Origin of the sequence: Ligilactobacillus ubinensis, from assembly GCF_024160875.1 — a bacterium.
GTDB lineage: Bacteria > Bacillota > Bacilli > Lactobacillales > Lactobacillaceae > Ligilactobacillus > Ligilactobacillus ubinensis.
On record NZ_JAIULA010000002.1, the window covers coordinates 39,169 to 56,998 of the forward strand.

Sequence of the window (17,830 nt, forward strand, 5' to 3'; positions counted from 1 at the left end):
AATTAATATCAAGGTTATTCTTCCAAGGAGGTATATTTATGTCAAGTAATTCAGACTCACTCTTCTTTGTCTTATCTTATCTTAAAAGACATCCTAAAGAAATAATTTTCGCTACCAATGATTATTGTAACGTTGTTCAAATTTATATTCATGACAACTTTCATATTGCTGATGCTGATATTTATTTTCCTGCAAATCGTCTAATGGTTAATAAACTTAAAGAGGATTTTCTTGCACAACATGGAAACCTACTTGATTATTTTTGGGAAAAAAGTGGTCGCGTACTAACTAGTTACCATGAAGTATGGGCAACTACTACTCATTTAACAAAACGAGCTGTATATTTAATAGAGCTTTCCTACGAATAAAGCTAGCACTTAAGTATAAAATCTGTCAAATTCGACAGATTTTATACTTAATGCTAGCTTTTTTGTTTTGTTAAATTGTATTTTTTTCTCTTGTTAAATGAACTTTTAAAACAACTACTATCCAAAAATTTATAAAAATTAGTACTGATGTTACTAAAAAAACATATTGATAATCAAAACTACTAGATACAACTGAGCCTAATAATGGACCTATTACTCCACCCGCAGCCTGAAATGATTGATTATAACTAAAAATACGTCCAAATGATTTTGCCGGCACACTAAGAGTTAATGCTGTTTGAACAGCTGGTAATAATGCTGCATTAGCTACACCAAGCAAAAAACGCCAAAACGCTAAAACCCATGGTGATTCTGCCATAAACATTGGAATAAACAATAGTGTTGCTGCTGCTAATCCAAACAGTAATATTTTTAAAGGACCTATTAAATCCATCTTATGTCCTAGCCATGATGCAACGAGTAGTGTTCCAAAACCAGGTGTGGCAGCAACAACACCACTAACAAATGAAATATTACCTTGATCATGCATTAATTCTTTGACAAGCAAACTTATAATAGGCGAAATAGACATCAGCGAAGATTGCACAATCAAAGTTGTTAAAAACATTACAATTATTAACCTTTTATTTTCTAAAGCAGCAAACATCTTAGCAGCTGGTTTTATCTCCTTTTTAGAAACAGGTTGGAAATTTTCTTTTGTATTAAAAAGTGTCATAAAAAAAGCAAGCGCCATACAAAAGCCCGTGATATAAAAAGGAATCCGATAACCAAATGCATCAGCCAAAATCCCTCCAAAAAGAGGGCCTAGCAAATTGCCTGTCACACCTGCCGTCATAATCATTGTCATCACAGATCCTGAACGAGACTTCGTTGTTTCTCCAGCTATAAATGCTGTAGCATTATTTATATATCCCGAAAAGGTTCCTTGAATCAAGCGTAAAATAATAATCATCCAAACATTGCTAGCAGTACCTGTTAAAAAAATTGTTATTGCCATCACACCGGATGCACGAAGACACATTAATTTGCGTCCCTTTCTATCAGCTAAACTCCCCCAAAACGGCGAAACAATTGCTTGTGTCAAAAAGGTTCCTGCAAAAGCTATACCCGAATATATATTCAATTCAAAACGACTAAAATGACCTATTGAATCAATAAACAAGGATAAAAAAGGCATGGTCATCGAAGCACCTAATCCCGTCATAAAACACCCAAACCATAATGCTATAAAAGTTTTTCGCCATGTGGGAGGCAACTTATCGCCTTCTGCTAACATCCAAACAAATCCTTTCTCGCTAAAAACATCGTAATAGTTATTATCCTAACACTATTTTCATAAAATTTCACATTAATTTGCATTTAACCATATTTTTTAATTCAAATTAATCATCCAAGTCTCTCTCAATATTCAAACCATATAAATTGCTAACAGGTGCTTGCTCATCTGCTTGATGTACTACTAAAATTGCAACTGCACCTTTACTTGATACATAACCAGCAAATTGAGCTACTTCCTCCACAACGTAAGCAAGTCCATCTGAATTATAAATATATTGACCTGCTTTAGGCATGTTTTCAAAGAAAGTTTTATTCATCTTATAATATTCCCCATTATTGTCGTGCATTATTAAAATAACTTTTACCATGATAAAACCTCCATTATGCTATATTTTTTCTTTATTATATTATAATACCACTAAAAATGGCTAGAAAGCGTTAAAATAACTTCACCGCTTTCTAGCCATTTAAAATTAAACATTGATTACTTTATCCAAGAACGCCTTAGTCCGTTCATTTTGAGGATGATCAAATACTTGATCAGGTTTTCCTTCTTCCATTACACGACCATCTGCCATAAAGACAACTCTATCTGCTACTTCTTTAGCAAATCCCATTTCATGTGTTACCACAACCATTGTCATCCCTTTTTTGGCTAAATCCTTCATAACCTCTAAAACATCTCCGACCATTTCTGGATCTAAAGCACTAGTAGGTTCATCAAATAACATTACATCTGGATTCATAGCTAAAGCACGTGCAATAGCAACTCTCTGCTTTTGACCACCTGAAAGTGAAGATGGCATTGCATCAAATTTTTCTGATAAACCAACTGTCTCTAACAAATCTTTCGCTTGTTTCTTAGCTTCATCTTTTGAACTTTTTCCTAATTCTATTGGTGCTAACATTATATTTTCACCAACAGTCATATTATTAAATAAATTAAAATGTTGGAAAACCATACCGATATTTTCACGCGCTTTATCTATATTAGTAGAAGATAAACTAATATCTTGACCATCAATAACAATTGAACCGCTAGTAGGTTCCTCAAGCTTATTTAAGCAACGCAATAACGTACTTTTTCCTGAACCAGATGGGCCTATTAAAACAACAACTTCATTATTAGCAACTTTAAAATCAATTCCCTTTAAAACATGATTGGCGCCATAATTTTTCTTTAAATTTGTGACATTAACTTTGTATTCCGACATTAGTTTTTAATCCTCCGTTCAATCCACTTAGATAAGAGCGTTAATACTGTAATCATCAATAAGTAAATCACAGCAACTATTGCCCAAATTCTAAATCCCTGTAAATTACGTGCAATAATAATCTTACCTGTTTGTGTCAATTCAAGAATTCCAATAACAGATAGTATAGACGTATCTTTTAGCGTAATAATGAATTGATTAACAAAAGATGGAATCATAATTTTTATTCCTTGTGGTAAAACTACTTTACGCATTGATTTACTAAAAGGTAATCCTAAACTACGTGCTGCCTCCATTTGGCCACTATCAACAGCTTCTATACCACCTTTAACAAAAGCCCCGATATATGCACCTTCATTTAAAGTAAGTGTTATAATCCCGGCAACAAAAGCCGGAACTTTTGTTCCTGTTAAACTTGGAATGCCATTGTAAATAAATAATGCTAAGACAATCAGTGGTAACCCACGGAAGATATATATAATTGTCGTTGAAAGTCCTTGTGCAATTTTACTAGGAACAACACCTAGTAATCCAATTAAAATTCCAAAGATTGTTGCAAATAGAATTCCGACAATGGTTAACCACAACGTTTCTTCAATCCCACTTATAAACGCACTTTTATTCTGTTTCAATAAAGCTAACATTGTATAACTATCGCTTGAGTTTTCTGATGACTTCTTTTGTGCTGATACTGCTTTTTTGCCTGTATATTTTTCTATAATCTTGGCATATGTACCATCTTTCTTTAGAGCCTTTAATCCCTTATTAAATTTATTTAATAGTACTTGATTATGTCCCTTTCTCACTGCAAAACCATAATTTCCTGTATCTGTTGGCTTTGTAACAATTTTAAGTCCTAATCCTGTTTTAACACCGTATTGCAATACTGCACTATCATCAAAACAAGCTACTGCATTACCTGTTTTAACATCATCATATACGCTATCCGAATCATCAAAGGTTACTGTTTTAAAACCATATTTCTTCTTGATTGAATTAGCATAATCTGCCCCAGATGTTCCTGTTTTTATAGCAACTGTTTTCCCTTTTAATTGTTTTAAGCTTGTGACTTTACTTCCCTTTTTCACCGCCATTACAATTCCTGATGAATAGTATGGATTTGAAAAATCAAATGTCTTTTTCCGTTCAGTTGTTATAGACATTCCTGCAATCATACCATCCACTTGACCAGACTGGACCGCTTGTATTGCAGCGTTAAAGCCAATAGGTTTTATTTCAACCTTAAATCCTTCTTTTTTAGCAACTGCCTTGATCAGTTCCATATCAATCCCAACGTACTTGTTGTTTGAGTTTGCATAAACAAATGGGGGGAATGTAACATCAGTAGCTATTGTATAAGTTTTCTCGGATGCCTCAACTTGTTGCGTAGGTTGTCCTACAGTTGCAATAAATGCAAAACCAAACACCAAGCTAAACCAAACTATAAACTTTTTCATATGAAAATTTCCCCAATCTTTATTAGTGTATTCTTATTATAACACACAATTGTAATAAAATGTTATATTCTCTAACATAAGAAACTCTCTAGTTCAGCTATTTCAATAATTACTTTTCATTATATTAGCTTTTTTTTATTATCCAAATTTAATAAATATTTTTTTATTATCAAATGCTGCTTTCATTACTATAGACAAACTATTTCAACCTTAGAAAATTTAATAAAAATAGTTGACTACCCTACATTGAGATAATATAATATAATAGTTGATTATTTAGTGGGCATTCGCCAAATTGGTAAGGCAGTGGACTCTGAATCCATAATTTACAGGTTCGAGCCCTGTATGCCCAATAACGTATATTTTAAAGCTATTGAATCTTCTTAAACAGTTGATTTAATAGCTTTTTTGTTTTTTAATTTATTGTCTATTTTGATGTTTTTAATTTCAAATGCACCGCAAAAATTCTAATTTTCAAGCATGCACTTAGCATAAATAATTCTCTTAGAACAACAAAAACACCTCATCCAATTAAGAATGAGGCTCTTACAATACTCTGTTGGTCGTTTCATTTAAAGTTGTGTAGAGTTCTAGATCTACTTCAACTCTATTCTAGTCTAATTCAAAGTGTTTGTAACAAATCCTGCACGCTTTAAATGACTACTTATCATCTTGAATTTTTTATTATCATTGCAGTTCTGGCATAGAAAATGGATAAAAAATTTCATGCTTTGTTTCATATTCAATAATTTCTGATATTTTATCACTATCATTAAATCTAATTTTAGATATACCATCAAAGATATCTTCGCTTTTCTCTTTTGCATGAAAAGTCCAAGTTACAAAAAAGTAGTTTTTCTCTATATTAACTGTATTTATTGCCCAATCTAAAACAACTTGTTTTTCTAATTGATGTCTTACCCACAGGTGAATTTCATCAAGATTTTGATAACACGCACCGTAACATTCACGATAAAAAATATTTGTGTCAAAAATAGCATCAAGCTTAGAAAAGTCTCGTTGCACCCACATCTGAAAATATTCTGCAATTAATTTCTTTCTATATTCATTGCGCATAAATTGCTCCTTAATTTCTATAGCCCAAGAATCAAATTATTAAACATAAGAACCAAAAAGTGATTAACTCTAAAACTTATATATCTAGTTATAGAGTTGTAATATTTAATGAAGCGCAGTCACAAAAGCAATTGCCCCAAATAAAATTCCTGGAAGATTTGCCAAAAATACGGGCCAGTCTCTATTCTTTTTAAAATAAGCATACGTACACCAAAATAATCCGTTTATTGCAGCTACTAATGGTTGCACTGGATTACCATAGTTGCCATTCAAATTGCTTAGTATCTGTGGAATATACGAAACATACATTAATATTGCTAATACAGTAGCAACTTTACCTATGATACGAATAAATTTTATTTCTTTATCCAAAAAAATCCTCCTTAGATTGCATAAAACGACATATAGATAGTTATATAAATTTCCTATAGCTTATATGATTTATCATCTTCGCTTTATTCATGTAATTAATAAAATTATGAAAATAAAAAATGGTATTAAATAGAATTTGTTTCTATCAGTACCATTTTTAAAGAACACTTTAATTAATAGCTATCAATTGTACTACTACAACAACAACGCTCTTTTAGCTAAAAGTCAAACTTATCTTAAACACCTTCAAATTTATGTTGTTTCTTCTTTGCCTTTTTTTTCATATCTTCAGCATATCGATAAGCATTTTTTTTCAAATAACGCAAAAGTTCATTCTCATTTTTAAATTCACGTGGATGAATTTGTCCGTGCAAACGTAATGAAATTTTATTTATCTTTGTTCTTCCTGTCCACGTATAATTGTGTTCCACAATGAACCTGTTTAAGTAATTACCTTCATCATTTTTTTCAAATTTTAGAATGTAGTTCTTTTCGGGCACCATCAATGGATTAACGTGCTCTTTCTCATACGCTACATTATGTGCTTTTAAAAAATTCTTTGTTTTCCTAAGCATGTTAATTCCTCCTTTTGACAGTTTCTATTATCAACAAGCTTTACTTTTTTAATATCCAACTACCTATATATATAATATTATTTCATTTGCAATAAGTCAAAAAGCTTTATACTTTTGTATATTTAAAAAAATATGAATTGCATATATCATAAATACACAATCCATATTATTTATAAATATACTAACTGTGCTAAACTTTATAAAAAGTTTTCATTCGCAGTCTCAATTTCTACAAACATGATACAAAAATATCACCCGTACGGGGATCGAACCCGTAACTCCGCCTTGAGAGGGCGACGTCTTAACCAATTTGACCAACGGGCAATAGCAGAACACTTATATTATTATATACTATTATTCATTTTTGTCAATTTTTTTTTGCATAAAAATAATTATAGTATGCAAATACATGATGAATATTATCGCACAATACATAAGTGATAACACTATTACCCAATTTAATATGGGAAGTTGTAAAAATCTTTGATTTATAATTAAAAAAAATGTAAATACACCAAATTGCAAAAGTTTTCTTCTCAGATTTTTAATTCTATTAATCATTTCTTTTAAACTGAACATGTAATTTAGGAACTTCTTTCATATCTCGTGTGTAATACTGCACATCTATAACTTTAGTTGTCGTCTCAACAATACAATATGTTCCACCTACATATTGATATGCACCTCTAGGAAAACTAATGCTACCTGGATTAAGATACAAACGATTATTCACAAATTCTGTTCCTAATTGATGTGTATGTCCAAAAAAAACTAGGTTTGCATCAACATTTTCAGCTAAACTAGCGATTTTTTGCAAATTAATACCTACACCTAACAAATGACCATGAGCAAGTAAAATTTTGTCTTCCCCACTCTTAATTACTTTTTTTTCTGCAAAAGCTGGATCATAGTCACAATTGCCAGTTACAACAGCATAGCTTTTAAACAATTCATCATTGGCCGGTAATTCTGAATCTCCACAATGTAATAATAAATCAACCTTATCACTGTAATGCTTGAGTAACTTGACTAAAATTTCTCGGTCTCCATGACTATCACTCACTACTAAATATCGCATACTAATCCTCCCACCAATTAGCAAATTTATTCATTAAATTCCGTGTCGCAATTCCTCGATGACTAACTTTATTTTTTTGAGTTGCTGTCAATTCAGCAAATGTTTTGCCTAACTCAGGATAATAAAATAAGGGATCATACCCAAAACCATCTATACCCCTTTTTTCTTTCAAAATCACACCATAAGCATCCCCAGTTGCTACTAATTCATCTTTCTTTGGATGTATTACTACTATCGAACAATGAAAGTGTGCTGTTCTTTGCTCTTCTGGGACCATTTTCAAATTATCAAGCAGTTTTTTATTATTTGCTACATCATCATGATCACCAGCATATCTAGCTGAATAAATACCAGGTTCACCATTTAATGCATCTACAATTAAACCTGAATCATCAGCTAAAACAGGTATATTTAATGCTGTAGCTATCGTTTGCGCTTTTATTCGCGCATTTTGAGTAAATGTAGTTCCATTCTCATTTATTTTGGGTAATGCAGTATAATCTGCTAATGTTTTTATTTTTAGTCCCAATTCAGCAAAAATATTTGCATATTCACGCGCTTTCCCCAGATTATTTGTTGCAATTAAAATAGTGTCATTTTCCATTTTGCCACCTCACTTTATACTTATACTATTATGCCATTTGGCTATTATAATTTCAATCAAGTCCTACTTTAATAAGTAAACATATTTATAAATTTTTTAGTAAAGATAAAAAACAGTTTGCATTTCTAGTAAACAGGTTATAATGTATAATTAGATATCATTGGAGGAATATGTATGAACGACAATTTTTACGATTTATCACTTGCAGATAAAACTAAGATTTCTACATTTGGTTTAACTGTTTTACGTGACTCTTTATTGCCTCAACTTACAGATGGCGATAACAATATTTTATATTGGGCAGGAAAAAAATTAGCACGTCAATTTTTTGTTGCTAACGAAGCTGACCTTCCACTCTTTTTTGAACAAGCAGGTTGGGGGCTGTTAACTCATAAAAAGAATAAAGGCAATCAACAGATTTTCACATTATCTGGTCCAATAATAGCCACTCGCCTTAAATTAAGTAAGGAAGCTGATTTCAAATTAGAATGTGGTTTTTTGGCTGAAACAATACAAAATCAAACCAAAGTTTTATCTGAAGCCTTTTTAGATAACGCTAATGAGCGTAAAGGAGTTGTTACGCTCATTGTCCAATTTGATACAAAAGACTACGTAAATCCTGACTTATATAAACAATTAACACCTCTAGAAATATTACACGCTGATACAATATCAGAAGAAAATTAATCTCGTGCCACTACCACTAAAAATGGAATAAAAGACAGTTATTTAATACCTTATCCTGAATACTCAGGATTAATTTTGGTGCACATTTCAAAACCAAATATTTGTAACTAAAAATATTCTAAATATAAAAAAGCTGACATATTATGAAGCACCCCATAATATATCAGCTTTTTTGTATTCTTTAAATTAAATATATTGTTCCAATTTAGCTTGGATAACATCTTTAGGATGATATCCTACAATAGTATCCACAACTTCACCATCTTTTTTGATAAGCAATGTTGGAATACTCATAATACCAAATTTAGTGGCTGTTGCTTGATTCTTATCAACATCTACCTTACCAAAAACGACTTTATCACCCATTTCACCAGCTAACTGTTCAATAACTGGTGATTGCATACGACAAGGACCACACCATGTTGCCCAAAAGTCTGTCAAAGTTACACCTTTTGCTGTTTCTTTATCAAATGTTTGATCTGTAAATTCTTTAACCATTTTTAAATTCCTCCATTCAATGTTACTTTTCGTAAGCAAATGATAACATACTAGCTAAAAAAAGCAAGTTTACTGCTCTTTAATTAAAGTAAACAATCGTTGCTCCATTACCACCTGCATTTGGAGCTGCAAATTCAAAATTTTTCACTGCACTGTTTTGCTGTAAATATTGGGTAATTCCATTACGTAAAGCTCCAGTCCCCTTGCCATGAACAATAGTTACAGAAGGATAGCCAGCTAAAATAGCTGCATCAATATAATGATCTACATTATTCATGGCTTCTTCATAGCGTTGACCGCGTAAGTCCAATTTAGGAGAAACATGTTGCTTTGAACTTGAACGTAAAACTGTATTTGCTCTTGGAGCATGCTTTTCTTCAATTCTAATTTTTTCTAAATCACTTTCCGCAATTTTCATCTTTAAAATACCTAATTGAACTTCCCAAGTGTGACTTGCTAATTTTTGCAACAACACCCCACGCTGTCCATATGAAGTAACTAAAACATCATCATTGGGTTTAAACTCTTTTTTTGATTTGGCTCTTTTCAAAACTTTATTTTTTTGCAATTTAATCGGTTTTTCAAGTTGATTAAGTTGTGATTGTGCATCAATTAACTCATTTTCTTTAATACTATTTCCGCCATCTAAGCGCATTTTTCTTAGATTAGCAATAATACTTGCTGACTCTTCTTTAGTTTTAGTTACAATTTCGTTTGCCTTGGCTTTAGCTGCTTCTATCAATTTTTCACGTTCACTAACAAATTGCGTATAATTTTTTTCCAAATCAGCATGTAATTTTTCTGCTTTTTCTAACTCACTTTGTAAATTAATTGCCCTTTCTTCCGCATCATGTCGTTTATTGACCAAATCAGTAATCATCGCATTTAAATTTTGACTATCTGCAGCAGTTAACTGCCGTGCTGCAGTGACAATTGTCTTATCGAGTCCCAACCTAAGCGAAATATCTAATGCGTTACTTCGTCCTGGAATTCCAATTAATAAACGATATGTTGGTCTAAGAGTTTGACTATCAAATTCCATTGAAGCATTAATGGTTCCTGGTCGTTCATAACCATACACCTTTAATTCAGGATAGTGTGTTGTCGCAATAACATAGCTACCTTTCGCTCCTAAAGCATCTAAAATAGCAATAGCCAGTGCGGAACCTTCCTGTGGATCTGTTCCTGCACCTAATTCATCAAACAAAGCCAGCGAGCGTTCATCTATTGAATGTAATATTTCAACAATATTAGTCATATGTGCAGAAAATGTACTCAAACTTTGTTCAATTGACTGCTCATCACCAATATCTGCAAAAATATTTGAAAAAACGCCAATCCGACTATTTTCTGCTGCAGAAATAAATAAACCAGATTGCCCCATTAATTGTATTATACCGAGCGTTTTTAAGGTAATTGTTTTACCACCCGTGTTAGGACCTGTAATAATAATTGCTTGATAATCTTTCCCTAATGTAATATCATTTTTCACAGCTTTTTTCAAATCTAGTAATGGATGCCAAACTTGACGCAAATAAATATCATTTTCAGCAGATACCTGTGGTTGGGTAGCTTTTAAACTAGCCGCAAATTTTGCTTTAGCATTAATAAAATCAAGCTCGCCTAAAATATACGAATTTTGTGCAATTTCGGCTGTAAATGGTGCAATTTCAGCAGATAACTCCGCTAAAATTCGTCTAATTTCTTCTTTCTCATCAGCCTGTTGTTTTTTCAACCTATTATTTAAATCTACAATCTCTCGTGGTTCAATAAAAAGAGTTGCTCCTGATGAACTTTGATCATGCACAATACCACCAAACTGACCTCGGTATTCAGATTTTACTGGAATTACATACCGATCATTTCTAATTGTAACAACTGAGTCACTTAAATACTTAGATTTTTTTTGCCGGGTAAAATCTGCAAGTTTACTTCTAATCGTTTCTTCTGTTGCATTAATTTGCTGTCTTAAACTTTTAAGTAATGTTGAAGCATCATTAGTAACATGTCCATCATTTTCAATAGAAAGTAATAATTTACGACTAATCTCTGGAATTGTCTGTAAATTATGGGCACTTTCATACAGTGTTAGTAATTTCACCTCGTCATTTTGTAAATCACGTAAAAACTTTTTAACTTCATTTGTGGTACGCAAAACTGCGCCAATCGCTGCTAATTCCTTACCATTTAAATCAGCTTTCATGTCTAATCTTTTTAAATATACAGATATCGCATTTAAATGTGGAATTGGAACTCCACCCTTTAACCGCAATATATCTGCTCCATCTTGGGTTTCATTCAAAGTTGATTGAACTGTTTTTAAATCATCACTTGGAACTAATTTGTTAATAATCTGTTGTCCCATTTCTGTCGTCGCAAATTGGTACAATCGTTGCTTTATTTTATTATATTCCAAGGTATCTAAATCTTTATTATTCAAAATGCACCCACCTTTTTATTTGAATTAATTAGTTACTAGCTAAAGCTTGGGAAAAAAGTGGTGTCTTCTCTAAAATAAAATTAGCTACAGGAGCACTAGTTACTGATGCCTTTATGCTCTCAGTTGGCCCTGTTGATAATATTAAAACTCCAAAAAAGATTGCAATATACATCACTACTAAAGACAAAATACCACCTATAAGGGAATTTAATTGTGATAATAAAGGGAGCTTAAATACCCCATTAATTACCCGAGCTACAAAACGAAAAACAATTCCACCCGCTAAAATTATAATCCAAAACGCTAATACACGATAAATTAGTTGTGAAATACTAATATTTGCTATTCCCAAAATAGAAGTACTAGTTGAACCACCAAGATCAGGTAAGCGTGTCGCCAAAAAGTCACCAAATGACGTTGCAAAATGTAGAGAAATAAATAAGACCAAGATATAACCTATAAAATTCAATATAGGTAATACTAGCCCCTTCCGTATTCCATGCCGAAATGCTAATATCAACAATATAATAATAATTAAAGAGATAATCACATTCTCACCTACTTATTCTTCACCTATTTGTTCATCTTTATCTGCTTGCAAGTATTCTAATTGAGCTTGCTTTTCTAACTGATCAGAAACGGCATTCAATGCTATTAGTATCGCTGCTTTTTCACGACTTAATGAAGGCATTAGTTCTTTGATTTCATCTAATTGTTTCTGTACTGTATCTACCACGGCTTTCATGTGTTCTGGTGTATGTTGGCCTATAACTGTGTAAACTTGGCCGTCAATTTTGACTTTAAAACGCCGCGTTTGTTCACCCATACTGGCGCCTCCTCTTTTTTTGCTAGCTCCTTTTATTTTAACACATTCACTGCTACTACTCATAGTTTCTGAATAGATTTACAAAAAAAGCAAGAGCCTCTTCTTATTCGAAAAGTTCTTGCTTATCTTTGCTTACTGCATATTTTCATCATTTAAGAAAGTATCCAAGACACCTTCAACCATATCCCATTCTTCATCACTTTCGATATCGTGAAGTTCCGCATCAGTTGCCTCACCATTATCATCTGGATCAAATGAAAACGCTAGAACATCAACTTGTTCTTCTGGTTCGGATTCAGCTGGAATTAAAAGAATATAAGATTTTTCGTAATCTTCTGATTCAAAGGTAAATAAAACTTGATATATTGTTTCATTTCCTTGGTCATCTACCAAAGTAATTAAATCTTCATTATTTTGCTGTGTCATTATGGCACCTCTTTTTTTATATTTCTTGCAAAAGTTTTCCCTTACTGTCAAGATAGTTTTGCAAAATCAAACTTGCAGCTAATTTGTCAATAACCTTTTTACGCTTTTCTCGCGACGTATCCGCCTGCTCAACAAGCATACGTTCTGCTTCGACTGTTGTCAAGCGTTCATCTTGAAAATCAATTGGCAAATTAAATTTGTCTTGTAATAAGGCTCCATAATCGTGCGCAGCTTGTGCACGTGGCCCTAGTGTATTATTCATATTTTTAGGCAAACCTAGAACAAATCCAACCACATCATGTTCTTTAACTAACTCAGCTACTCTATCGATTCCAAATTCCTGATTTTCTTCATTGATTCGAATAATCTCGACACCTTGAGCAGTCCACCCTAAAAGGTCGCTTATCGCTATTCCTACTGTACGTGAACCAACATCTAACCCCATTAAGCGTCCCACTTATTCTTCCTCCTTATTGAGATATGCTCGAACAAGTTCCTCAATAATTTCATCTCTTTCGTATTTCCTAATCAAATTACGCGCATCATTAAGACGTGGAATATAAGCTGGATCTCCTGAAAGTAGGTACCCAACTATTTGGTTAATTGGATTGTACCCTTTTTCTTCCAAAGCTGAATATACTGTTTTCAATGTTTCACGGACATCTTTTTGATGATTATTATCAAAGTCAAAGTACATTGTTTTATCTAATGAACTCATTTGATCGCACCTCCACTTTCTCAATTACTCCCACTTTCCATTCTACTAAAGTACGACCAATGTCACAATTAAAACAACTTAATGTAAATTATTCGTAATGTATTTGTTATATTTCAAATATTATTCTTGCTATAATCACTAATCATATTTCAATAATTATTATCTTCTAAACTTACTCAAGAATAATTGTTACCCTTTTAATACAAATTTCTCAAGCGCAGCTGCTACCCCATCATGATTATTATCAGTTGTGATGTAATCTGCCTTTTGCTTTAATGTTGAAATTCCATTTTCCATCGCGACTCCAACACCAGCCAACTCTATCATACTTTCGTCATTCTGTTGATCACCAATTGTCATCATTTCAGTTGGCTTAATTTTCAATTCATGACTTAAAACTTGGAGTCCTTGTGCCTTTGTTACATTTTTAGCATTCGCTTCAAACAAAAATGGCTTACTTTTAGAGAATGTCAATCTTTCTACTAAATTATCAAACTTTCCAGCATACATATCATTTTCTAACTTAATTAGTTTATCTGGTTCACTAATATACATTGCTTTGATAGAATGTATATCTTTCATTTCCTCTGGCGTTCTAAATGAAATTGGTAAAGATGTTCTGTTGCTAATTTGACTTGAGTATAATGACAGATCCCTATTAGCTACATAAATTCGATCCATGCTCTCCATTTGTAAATAAATATCATACTTACGTGCTAAAAATTCTAATTCCATATATTCAGCATATGAAAGCTCTTTTTGATACAATACTTTGCCTGATGTACTTTGGACAAGTGCTCCACCAAAACAAACCACAAACTCATCATCTTGATTGTCTAAACCTAAATCTTGAAGAATATGCTTGATACCAGACAATGGTCTTCCTGTACATAAAACAATCTTTACTCCCTGTTTCTTAGCTTCTAAGATTGCTTCTTTGACACGTAAAGTAACCTTTTCTTCTGAATTAATCAGTGTATTATCGATATCTGTTGCAAATAACTTAATCTTTGACATAATAATTCCTCCAACTACTGCAGCATCCTTAATTCATTTTAATAATATCGCTTTCAATTGTATTTCGCAAGCTACCTTTATATAAAGTAGCTAGCAAACACTTATATAATTAGCCTAAACAATTCAACATTTGAATCGACTAGATTACATGATTAATTGAAATTAACTATTTATACACATTTTGACATCAAATATTCAGAAATAAAAAAACGTCTAGGAACTTTGAGCGTATACTCCCAATAATTAAGTGAAGTTCACCTTAACTTTAGAAATACGTCTTTATTTCCTAGACTCTTTACGTCTTATATTACAAAATTAAACAGCTTATCCTTGTTGTTCTAGCCATTCTGCTGCTTTAGATAATGCCGATTGAATTCCTTCTGGCTTTTTACCACCAGCTTGCGCCATATCCGGGCGACCACCACCACCACCGCCAACTAGCGGAGCAATTGTTTTAATCAAATCTCCAGCTTTTAAGCCTTCTTTTACACTTGCTCCATTAATTGCTGTGATTATGTTGACCTTGCCTTTTCCTGCAGTAGTTGCTAATACAAGTACATCTGATAAATTCTGATTCTTCCACTGGTCAGCTAATTGACGCAATTGTTCCATACCTGACACGTTAACCTGTGCTGCAATTAAAGTTTTGTTATTAATTGTTTGTACATTTTGGAATACAGCTTCAGCTTGTTGTTTAGCAACTTTAGCTTCAATAGCCTTTTTTTGTTGTTCTAATTGTCTTACTTGTTCTTGTAATTGATCTATTTTATGTGGTACCTCTTTAAACTGAGTTACTTTTAACTTATTTGCTGTTTCTTGCAATAAGCTATTCCGTTCTGCTAAAAATGTATATGCCTCCTTTGAAGTCACAGCTTCAATCCTCCGCACACCTGCACCAACACCTGATTCAGAAACTATTTTAAATAGTCCTAATTCATTTGTATTATTAACGTGATTTCCACCACAGAATTCCATAGAATAGTCGCCAATTTTAACAACACGTACTTCATCACCATACTTATCAGTAAATAAAGCTATTGCTCCCATTTTTTGTGCTGTTTCAATATCAGTAACAACTGTTTCCACTTTTAAATTAGCCCAAATTTTTTCATTTACAATTTCTTCGACCTTAAGCAAATCTTCTTCAGTCACTGCACCTAAGTTAGTAAAGTCAAAGCGTAAATATGTTGGCTCTACTAATGACCCAGCTTGATGCGTATGGCTGCCTAACACATCACGTAACGCCTGATCTAGCAAGTGTGTTGCTGTATGATTTTTACGAACTTTATCATGAAAGGCTTGGTCCACTTCTAATAAATATGTCTTTTCACTAGCCATAGGTTTTAACACCTTAACAGTATGCATATTTTGACCATTAGGTGCATGTTGTACATTAACAACCTCAGCTACTACTTGACCATTTTGTTCTTTAATTACACCCTTATCAGCAACCTGTCCTCCCATTTCTGCATAAAATGGTGTTTTTGAAAAAATCATTTGTGCAGTACCAGAATTAATTTCTGTCACTAATTTATCATCAGTAATAATGTCTTTTAAAGCACCTTCAGCAACTAAAGAATTATACCCTATATATTCTGAAGGAGTTTTAATATCTGTTAACAATCCATTTTGCACGCCCATTGATTTAGCATTGCTTCTTGCTGCTCTAGCACGTTGCTTTTGTTTTTCCATTTCGTTATCAAAAGCTGCTTTATCAACATCTAGTCCAGCATCCGCTGTATATTCTTTTGTTAATTCAAATGGGAATCCATAAGTATCATAGAGTTTAAAAGCATCTTTACCAGCTAAAATCGTATTATTTTCTTTTTGATTCTTAATAATTAAATCATCTAATAAATTCATACCATCTTTTAGCGTTACTTGAAAACGTTCTTCTTCAATTCGGATAACCTTTTCAATATAATCAGCTTGTTCTAGAACTTCTGGATAGGCCGATTTCATAATTTCACCAACAACTGAAACAAGCTTATATAAAAAGGTCCCGTTAATACCTAATTTTTGTCCATGCATCACAGCTCGTCTAATTAAGCGTCGAATAACATAACCTCGACCTTCATTTGAAGGTAAGGCTCCATCACCAATTGCAAAAGTAACTGCTCGTGCATGATCAGCAATTACTTTGAATGAAACATCTTTTTCTGGATTGTCTCCATAATGACTTTCTTTTGATAACTTCGCTGTTTTATCAATTATTGGTAAAAATAAATCAGTTTCAAAATTAGTTCGTGCATGCTGAAAGACAGATACTACTCTTTCGAGTCCCATCCCCGTATCAATATTTTTATGGGGTAATGGTTCATACGTTCCATCGGGTCTATGGTTAAATTCTGAGAAAACAATATTCCAGATTTCAAGATAACGTTCATTTTCACCACCAGGATAGTTTTCGGGATCATCTTCAGGTAAATCAGAAAGCTCCTGTCCTCTATCATAGAATATTTCAGAATCTGGACCTGATGGGCCTTCACCAATATCCCAAAAATTATCTTCAACTTCAAAAATATGGTTACTTGGAATTCCAACAACTTCACGCCAAACGCGTTTTGCTTCATCATCTTTAGGGTATACTGTCACATATAATTTTTCTGGTTCAATTGCAAACCAGTCTGGACTCGTTAATAGTTCCCATGCCCAAGTAATTGCTTCTTCTTTAAAATAATCACCAATCGAAAAGTTGCCCAACATTTCAAATAATGTATGGTGTCTTGCTGTATGACCGACGTTTTCGATATCATTAGTTCGAATAGATTTTTGCGAACTTGTAATTCGATGATTCTTTGGAACAACAGATCCATCAAAAAACTTTTTCATAGTTGCAACCCCTGAATTAATCCATAACAAAGTTGGATCATCCTGTGGTACTAATGGTGCACTTTTCATAACATCATGGCCTTTACTCTTGAAAAAGTCCAGATACATTTGTCTAATTTGTGCACTTGATAATTGTTTCATAATTAACCGTTTCCTTTCTTAAAACATAAAAATACCGTTGCTAGTAAGGACGCAATTACGCGCGGTACCACCTTACTTGCAACGATATTATCGTATGCCTCTTTAAGCGTTTATAGATTTTCTTAACTCAGGGAGCATTTGAGATTAATTAAGTCCTTCTTACACCAACCGAAGGCTCTCTTTACTAATTATATTAACAAA

At 32.8% G+C, this 17,830-nt stretch carries 20 protein-coding genes and 2 tRNA genes; 3 read left to right on the top strand and 19 right to left on the bottom strand.

Translation table 11 applies throughout. From position 1 onward, the window contains the following. The first annotated feature begins 38 nt into the window (after positions 1 to 38). Positions 39 to 368, top strand: a complete 330-nt coding sequence (locus LB941_RS01305) for a hypothetical protein (RefSeq protein WP_253358824.1) — start codon at positions 39 to 41, stop codon at positions 366 to 368. 70 nt (positions 369 to 438) lie between these two features. On the opposite strand, the gene LB941_RS01310 is transcribed toward LB941_RS01305, so the two are convergent. The 4 genes from LB941_RS01310 to LB941_RS01325 all read right to left on the bottom strand — a co-directional run bounded on the left by LB941_RS01310 (position 439) and on the right by LB941_RS01325 (position 4,338). Continuing rightward, positions 439 to 1,665 (bottom strand): MFS transporter, encoded by a 1,227-nt coding sequence (locus LB941_RS01310; protein ID WP_253358826.1) that lies wholly within the window; start codon positions 1,663 to 1,665, stop codon positions 439 to 441. A 106-nt stretch (positions 1,666 to 1,771) separates the two neighbouring features. Continuing rightward, the gene (locus LB941_RS01315) at positions 1,772 to 2,035 is read right to left on the bottom strand and encodes a LysR family transcriptional regulator (RefSeq protein ID WP_253358828.1); all 264 of its coding nucleotides are present in this window, start codon (positions 2,033 to 2,035) and stop codon (positions 1,772 to 1,774) included. A gap of 105 nt (positions 2,036 to 2,140) precedes the next feature. Continuing rightward, positions 2,141 to 2,881: an amino acid ABC transporter ATP-binding protein gene (locus LB941_RS01320; protein WP_253358830.1), complete on the bottom strand. Its 741-nt coding sequence runs from the start codon at positions 2,879 to 2,881 to the stop codon at positions 2,141 to 2,143. Then, complete coding sequence (locus tag LB941_RS01325) at positions 2,881 to 4,338, bottom strand: amino acid ABC transporter substrate-binding protein/permease (protein WP_253358832.1); 1,458 nt, start codon at positions 4,336 to 4,338, stop codon at positions 2,881 to 2,883. The genes LB941_RS01320 and LB941_RS01325 overlap by 1 nt, the downstream gene beginning before the upstream one ends. Positions 4,339 to 4,618: 280 nt before the next feature. Between LB941_RS01325 and LB941_RS01330 the strand changes: the two genes are divergently transcribed. Then, positions 4,619 to 4,691 (top strand) — tRNA-Gln (locus LB941_RS01330). A gap of 334 nt (positions 4,692 to 5,025) precedes the next feature. Here LB941_RS01330 and LB941_RS01335 read toward each other — a convergent pair. The 6 genes from LB941_RS01335 to LB941_RS01360 form a co-directional block, all read right to left on the bottom strand. Continuing rightward, positions 5,026 to 5,415, bottom strand: coding sequence for a nuclear transport factor 2 family protein (locus tag LB941_RS01335; RefSeq protein ID WP_253358834.1), 390 nt, complete (start codon positions 5,413 to 5,415; stop codon positions 5,026 to 5,028). 105 nt (positions 5,416 to 5,520) lie between these two features. Beyond that, positions 5,521 to 5,724, bottom strand: coding sequence for a hypothetical protein (locus tag LB941_RS01340; protein ID WP_425270475.1), 204 nt, complete (start codon positions 5,722 to 5,724; stop codon positions 5,521 to 5,523). A 299-nt stretch (positions 5,725 to 6,023) separates the two neighbouring features. Continuing rightward, on the bottom strand, positions 6,024 to 6,362 hold the full coding sequence (locus LB941_RS01345; RefSeq protein ID WP_253358838.1) for a hypothetical protein: 339 nt from the start codon (positions 6,360 to 6,362) through the stop codon (positions 6,024 to 6,026). Between the two features lie 251 nt (positions 6,363 to 6,613). Continuing rightward, a tRNA-Glu gene (locus LB941_RS01350) sits at positions 6,614 to 6,686 on the bottom strand. A 229-nt stretch (positions 6,687 to 6,915) separates the two neighbouring features. Further along, positions 6,916 to 7,440, bottom strand: a complete 525-nt coding sequence (locus LB941_RS01355; protein WP_253358841.1) for a metallophosphoesterase — start codon at positions 7,438 to 7,440, stop codon at positions 6,916 to 6,918. A gap of 1 nt (position 7,441) precedes the next feature. Beyond that, the gene (locus tag LB941_RS01360) at positions 7,442 to 8,044 is read right to left on the bottom strand and encodes an XTP/dITP diphosphatase (RefSeq protein ID WP_253358843.1); all 603 of its coding nucleotides are present in this window, start codon (positions 8,042 to 8,044) and stop codon (positions 7,442 to 7,444) included. A 174-nt stretch (positions 8,045 to 8,218) separates the two neighbouring features. Here LB941_RS01360 and LB941_RS01365 point away from each other — a divergent pair, with 174 nt between their 5' ends. After that, positions 8,219 to 8,731 (top strand): YslB family protein, encoded by a 513-nt coding sequence (locus tag LB941_RS01365; RefSeq protein WP_253358844.1) that lies wholly within the window; start codon positions 8,219 to 8,221, stop codon positions 8,729 to 8,731. 186 nt (positions 8,732 to 8,917) lie between these two features. Here LB941_RS01365 and trxA read toward each other — a convergent pair whose 3' ends face one another. From trxA to alaS, 9 genes are all read right to left on the bottom strand, one after another. Further along, entirely contained in the window at positions 8,918 to 9,229 is a 312-nt protein-coding gene (gene trxA, locus LB941_RS01370; RefSeq protein WP_253358845.1) for a thioredoxin, read from the bottom strand. 79 nt (positions 9,230 to 9,308) lie between these two features. Continuing rightward, positions 9,309 to 11,669: an endonuclease MutS2 gene (locus tag LB941_RS01375; RefSeq protein WP_253358847.1), complete on the bottom strand. Its 2,361-nt coding sequence runs from the start codon at positions 11,667 to 11,669 to the stop codon at positions 9,309 to 9,311. 28 nt (positions 11,670 to 11,697) lie between these two features. Next, positions 11,698 to 12,219 (bottom strand): CvpA family protein, encoded by a 522-nt coding sequence (locus LB941_RS01380; protein ID WP_253358851.1) that lies wholly within the window; start codon positions 12,217 to 12,219, stop codon positions 11,698 to 11,700. A 12-nt stretch (positions 12,220 to 12,231) separates the two neighbouring features. After that, the gene (locus tag LB941_RS01385; RefSeq protein WP_253358853.1) at positions 12,232 to 12,495 is read right to left on the bottom strand and encodes a cell division protein ZapA; all 264 of its coding nucleotides are present in this window, start codon (positions 12,493 to 12,495) and stop codon (positions 12,232 to 12,234) included. Positions 12,496 to 12,627: 132 nt separating this feature from the next. After that, positions 12,628 to 12,921, bottom strand: coding sequence for a DUF1292 domain-containing protein (locus tag LB941_RS01390; protein ID WP_253358855.1), 294 nt, complete (start codon positions 12,919 to 12,921; stop codon positions 12,628 to 12,630). Between the two features lie 16 nt (positions 12,922 to 12,937). Then, positions 12,938 to 13,378: a Holliday junction resolvase RuvX gene (gene ruvX / locus LB941_RS01395; RefSeq protein ID WP_253358857.1), complete on the bottom strand. Its 441-nt coding sequence runs from the start codon at positions 13,376 to 13,378 to the stop codon at positions 12,938 to 12,940. Continuing rightward, complete coding sequence (locus LB941_RS01400) at positions 13,379 to 13,639, bottom strand: IreB family regulatory phosphoprotein (RefSeq protein ID WP_253358859.1); 261 nt, start codon at positions 13,637 to 13,639, stop codon at positions 13,379 to 13,381. 189 nt (positions 13,640 to 13,828) lie between these two features. Then, complete coding sequence (locus LB941_RS01405; protein WP_253358860.1) at positions 13,829 to 14,656, bottom strand: Cof-type HAD-IIB family hydrolase; 828 nt, start codon at positions 14,654 to 14,656, stop codon at positions 13,829 to 13,831. A gap of 324 nt (positions 14,657 to 14,980) precedes the next feature. Then, on the bottom strand, positions 14,981 to 17,629 hold the full coding sequence (alaS, locus tag LB941_RS01410) for an alanine--tRNA ligase (protein WP_253358861.1): 2,649 nt from the start codon (positions 17,627 to 17,629) through the stop codon (positions 14,981 to 14,983). Positions 17,630 to 17,830: the final 201 nt, after the last annotated feature.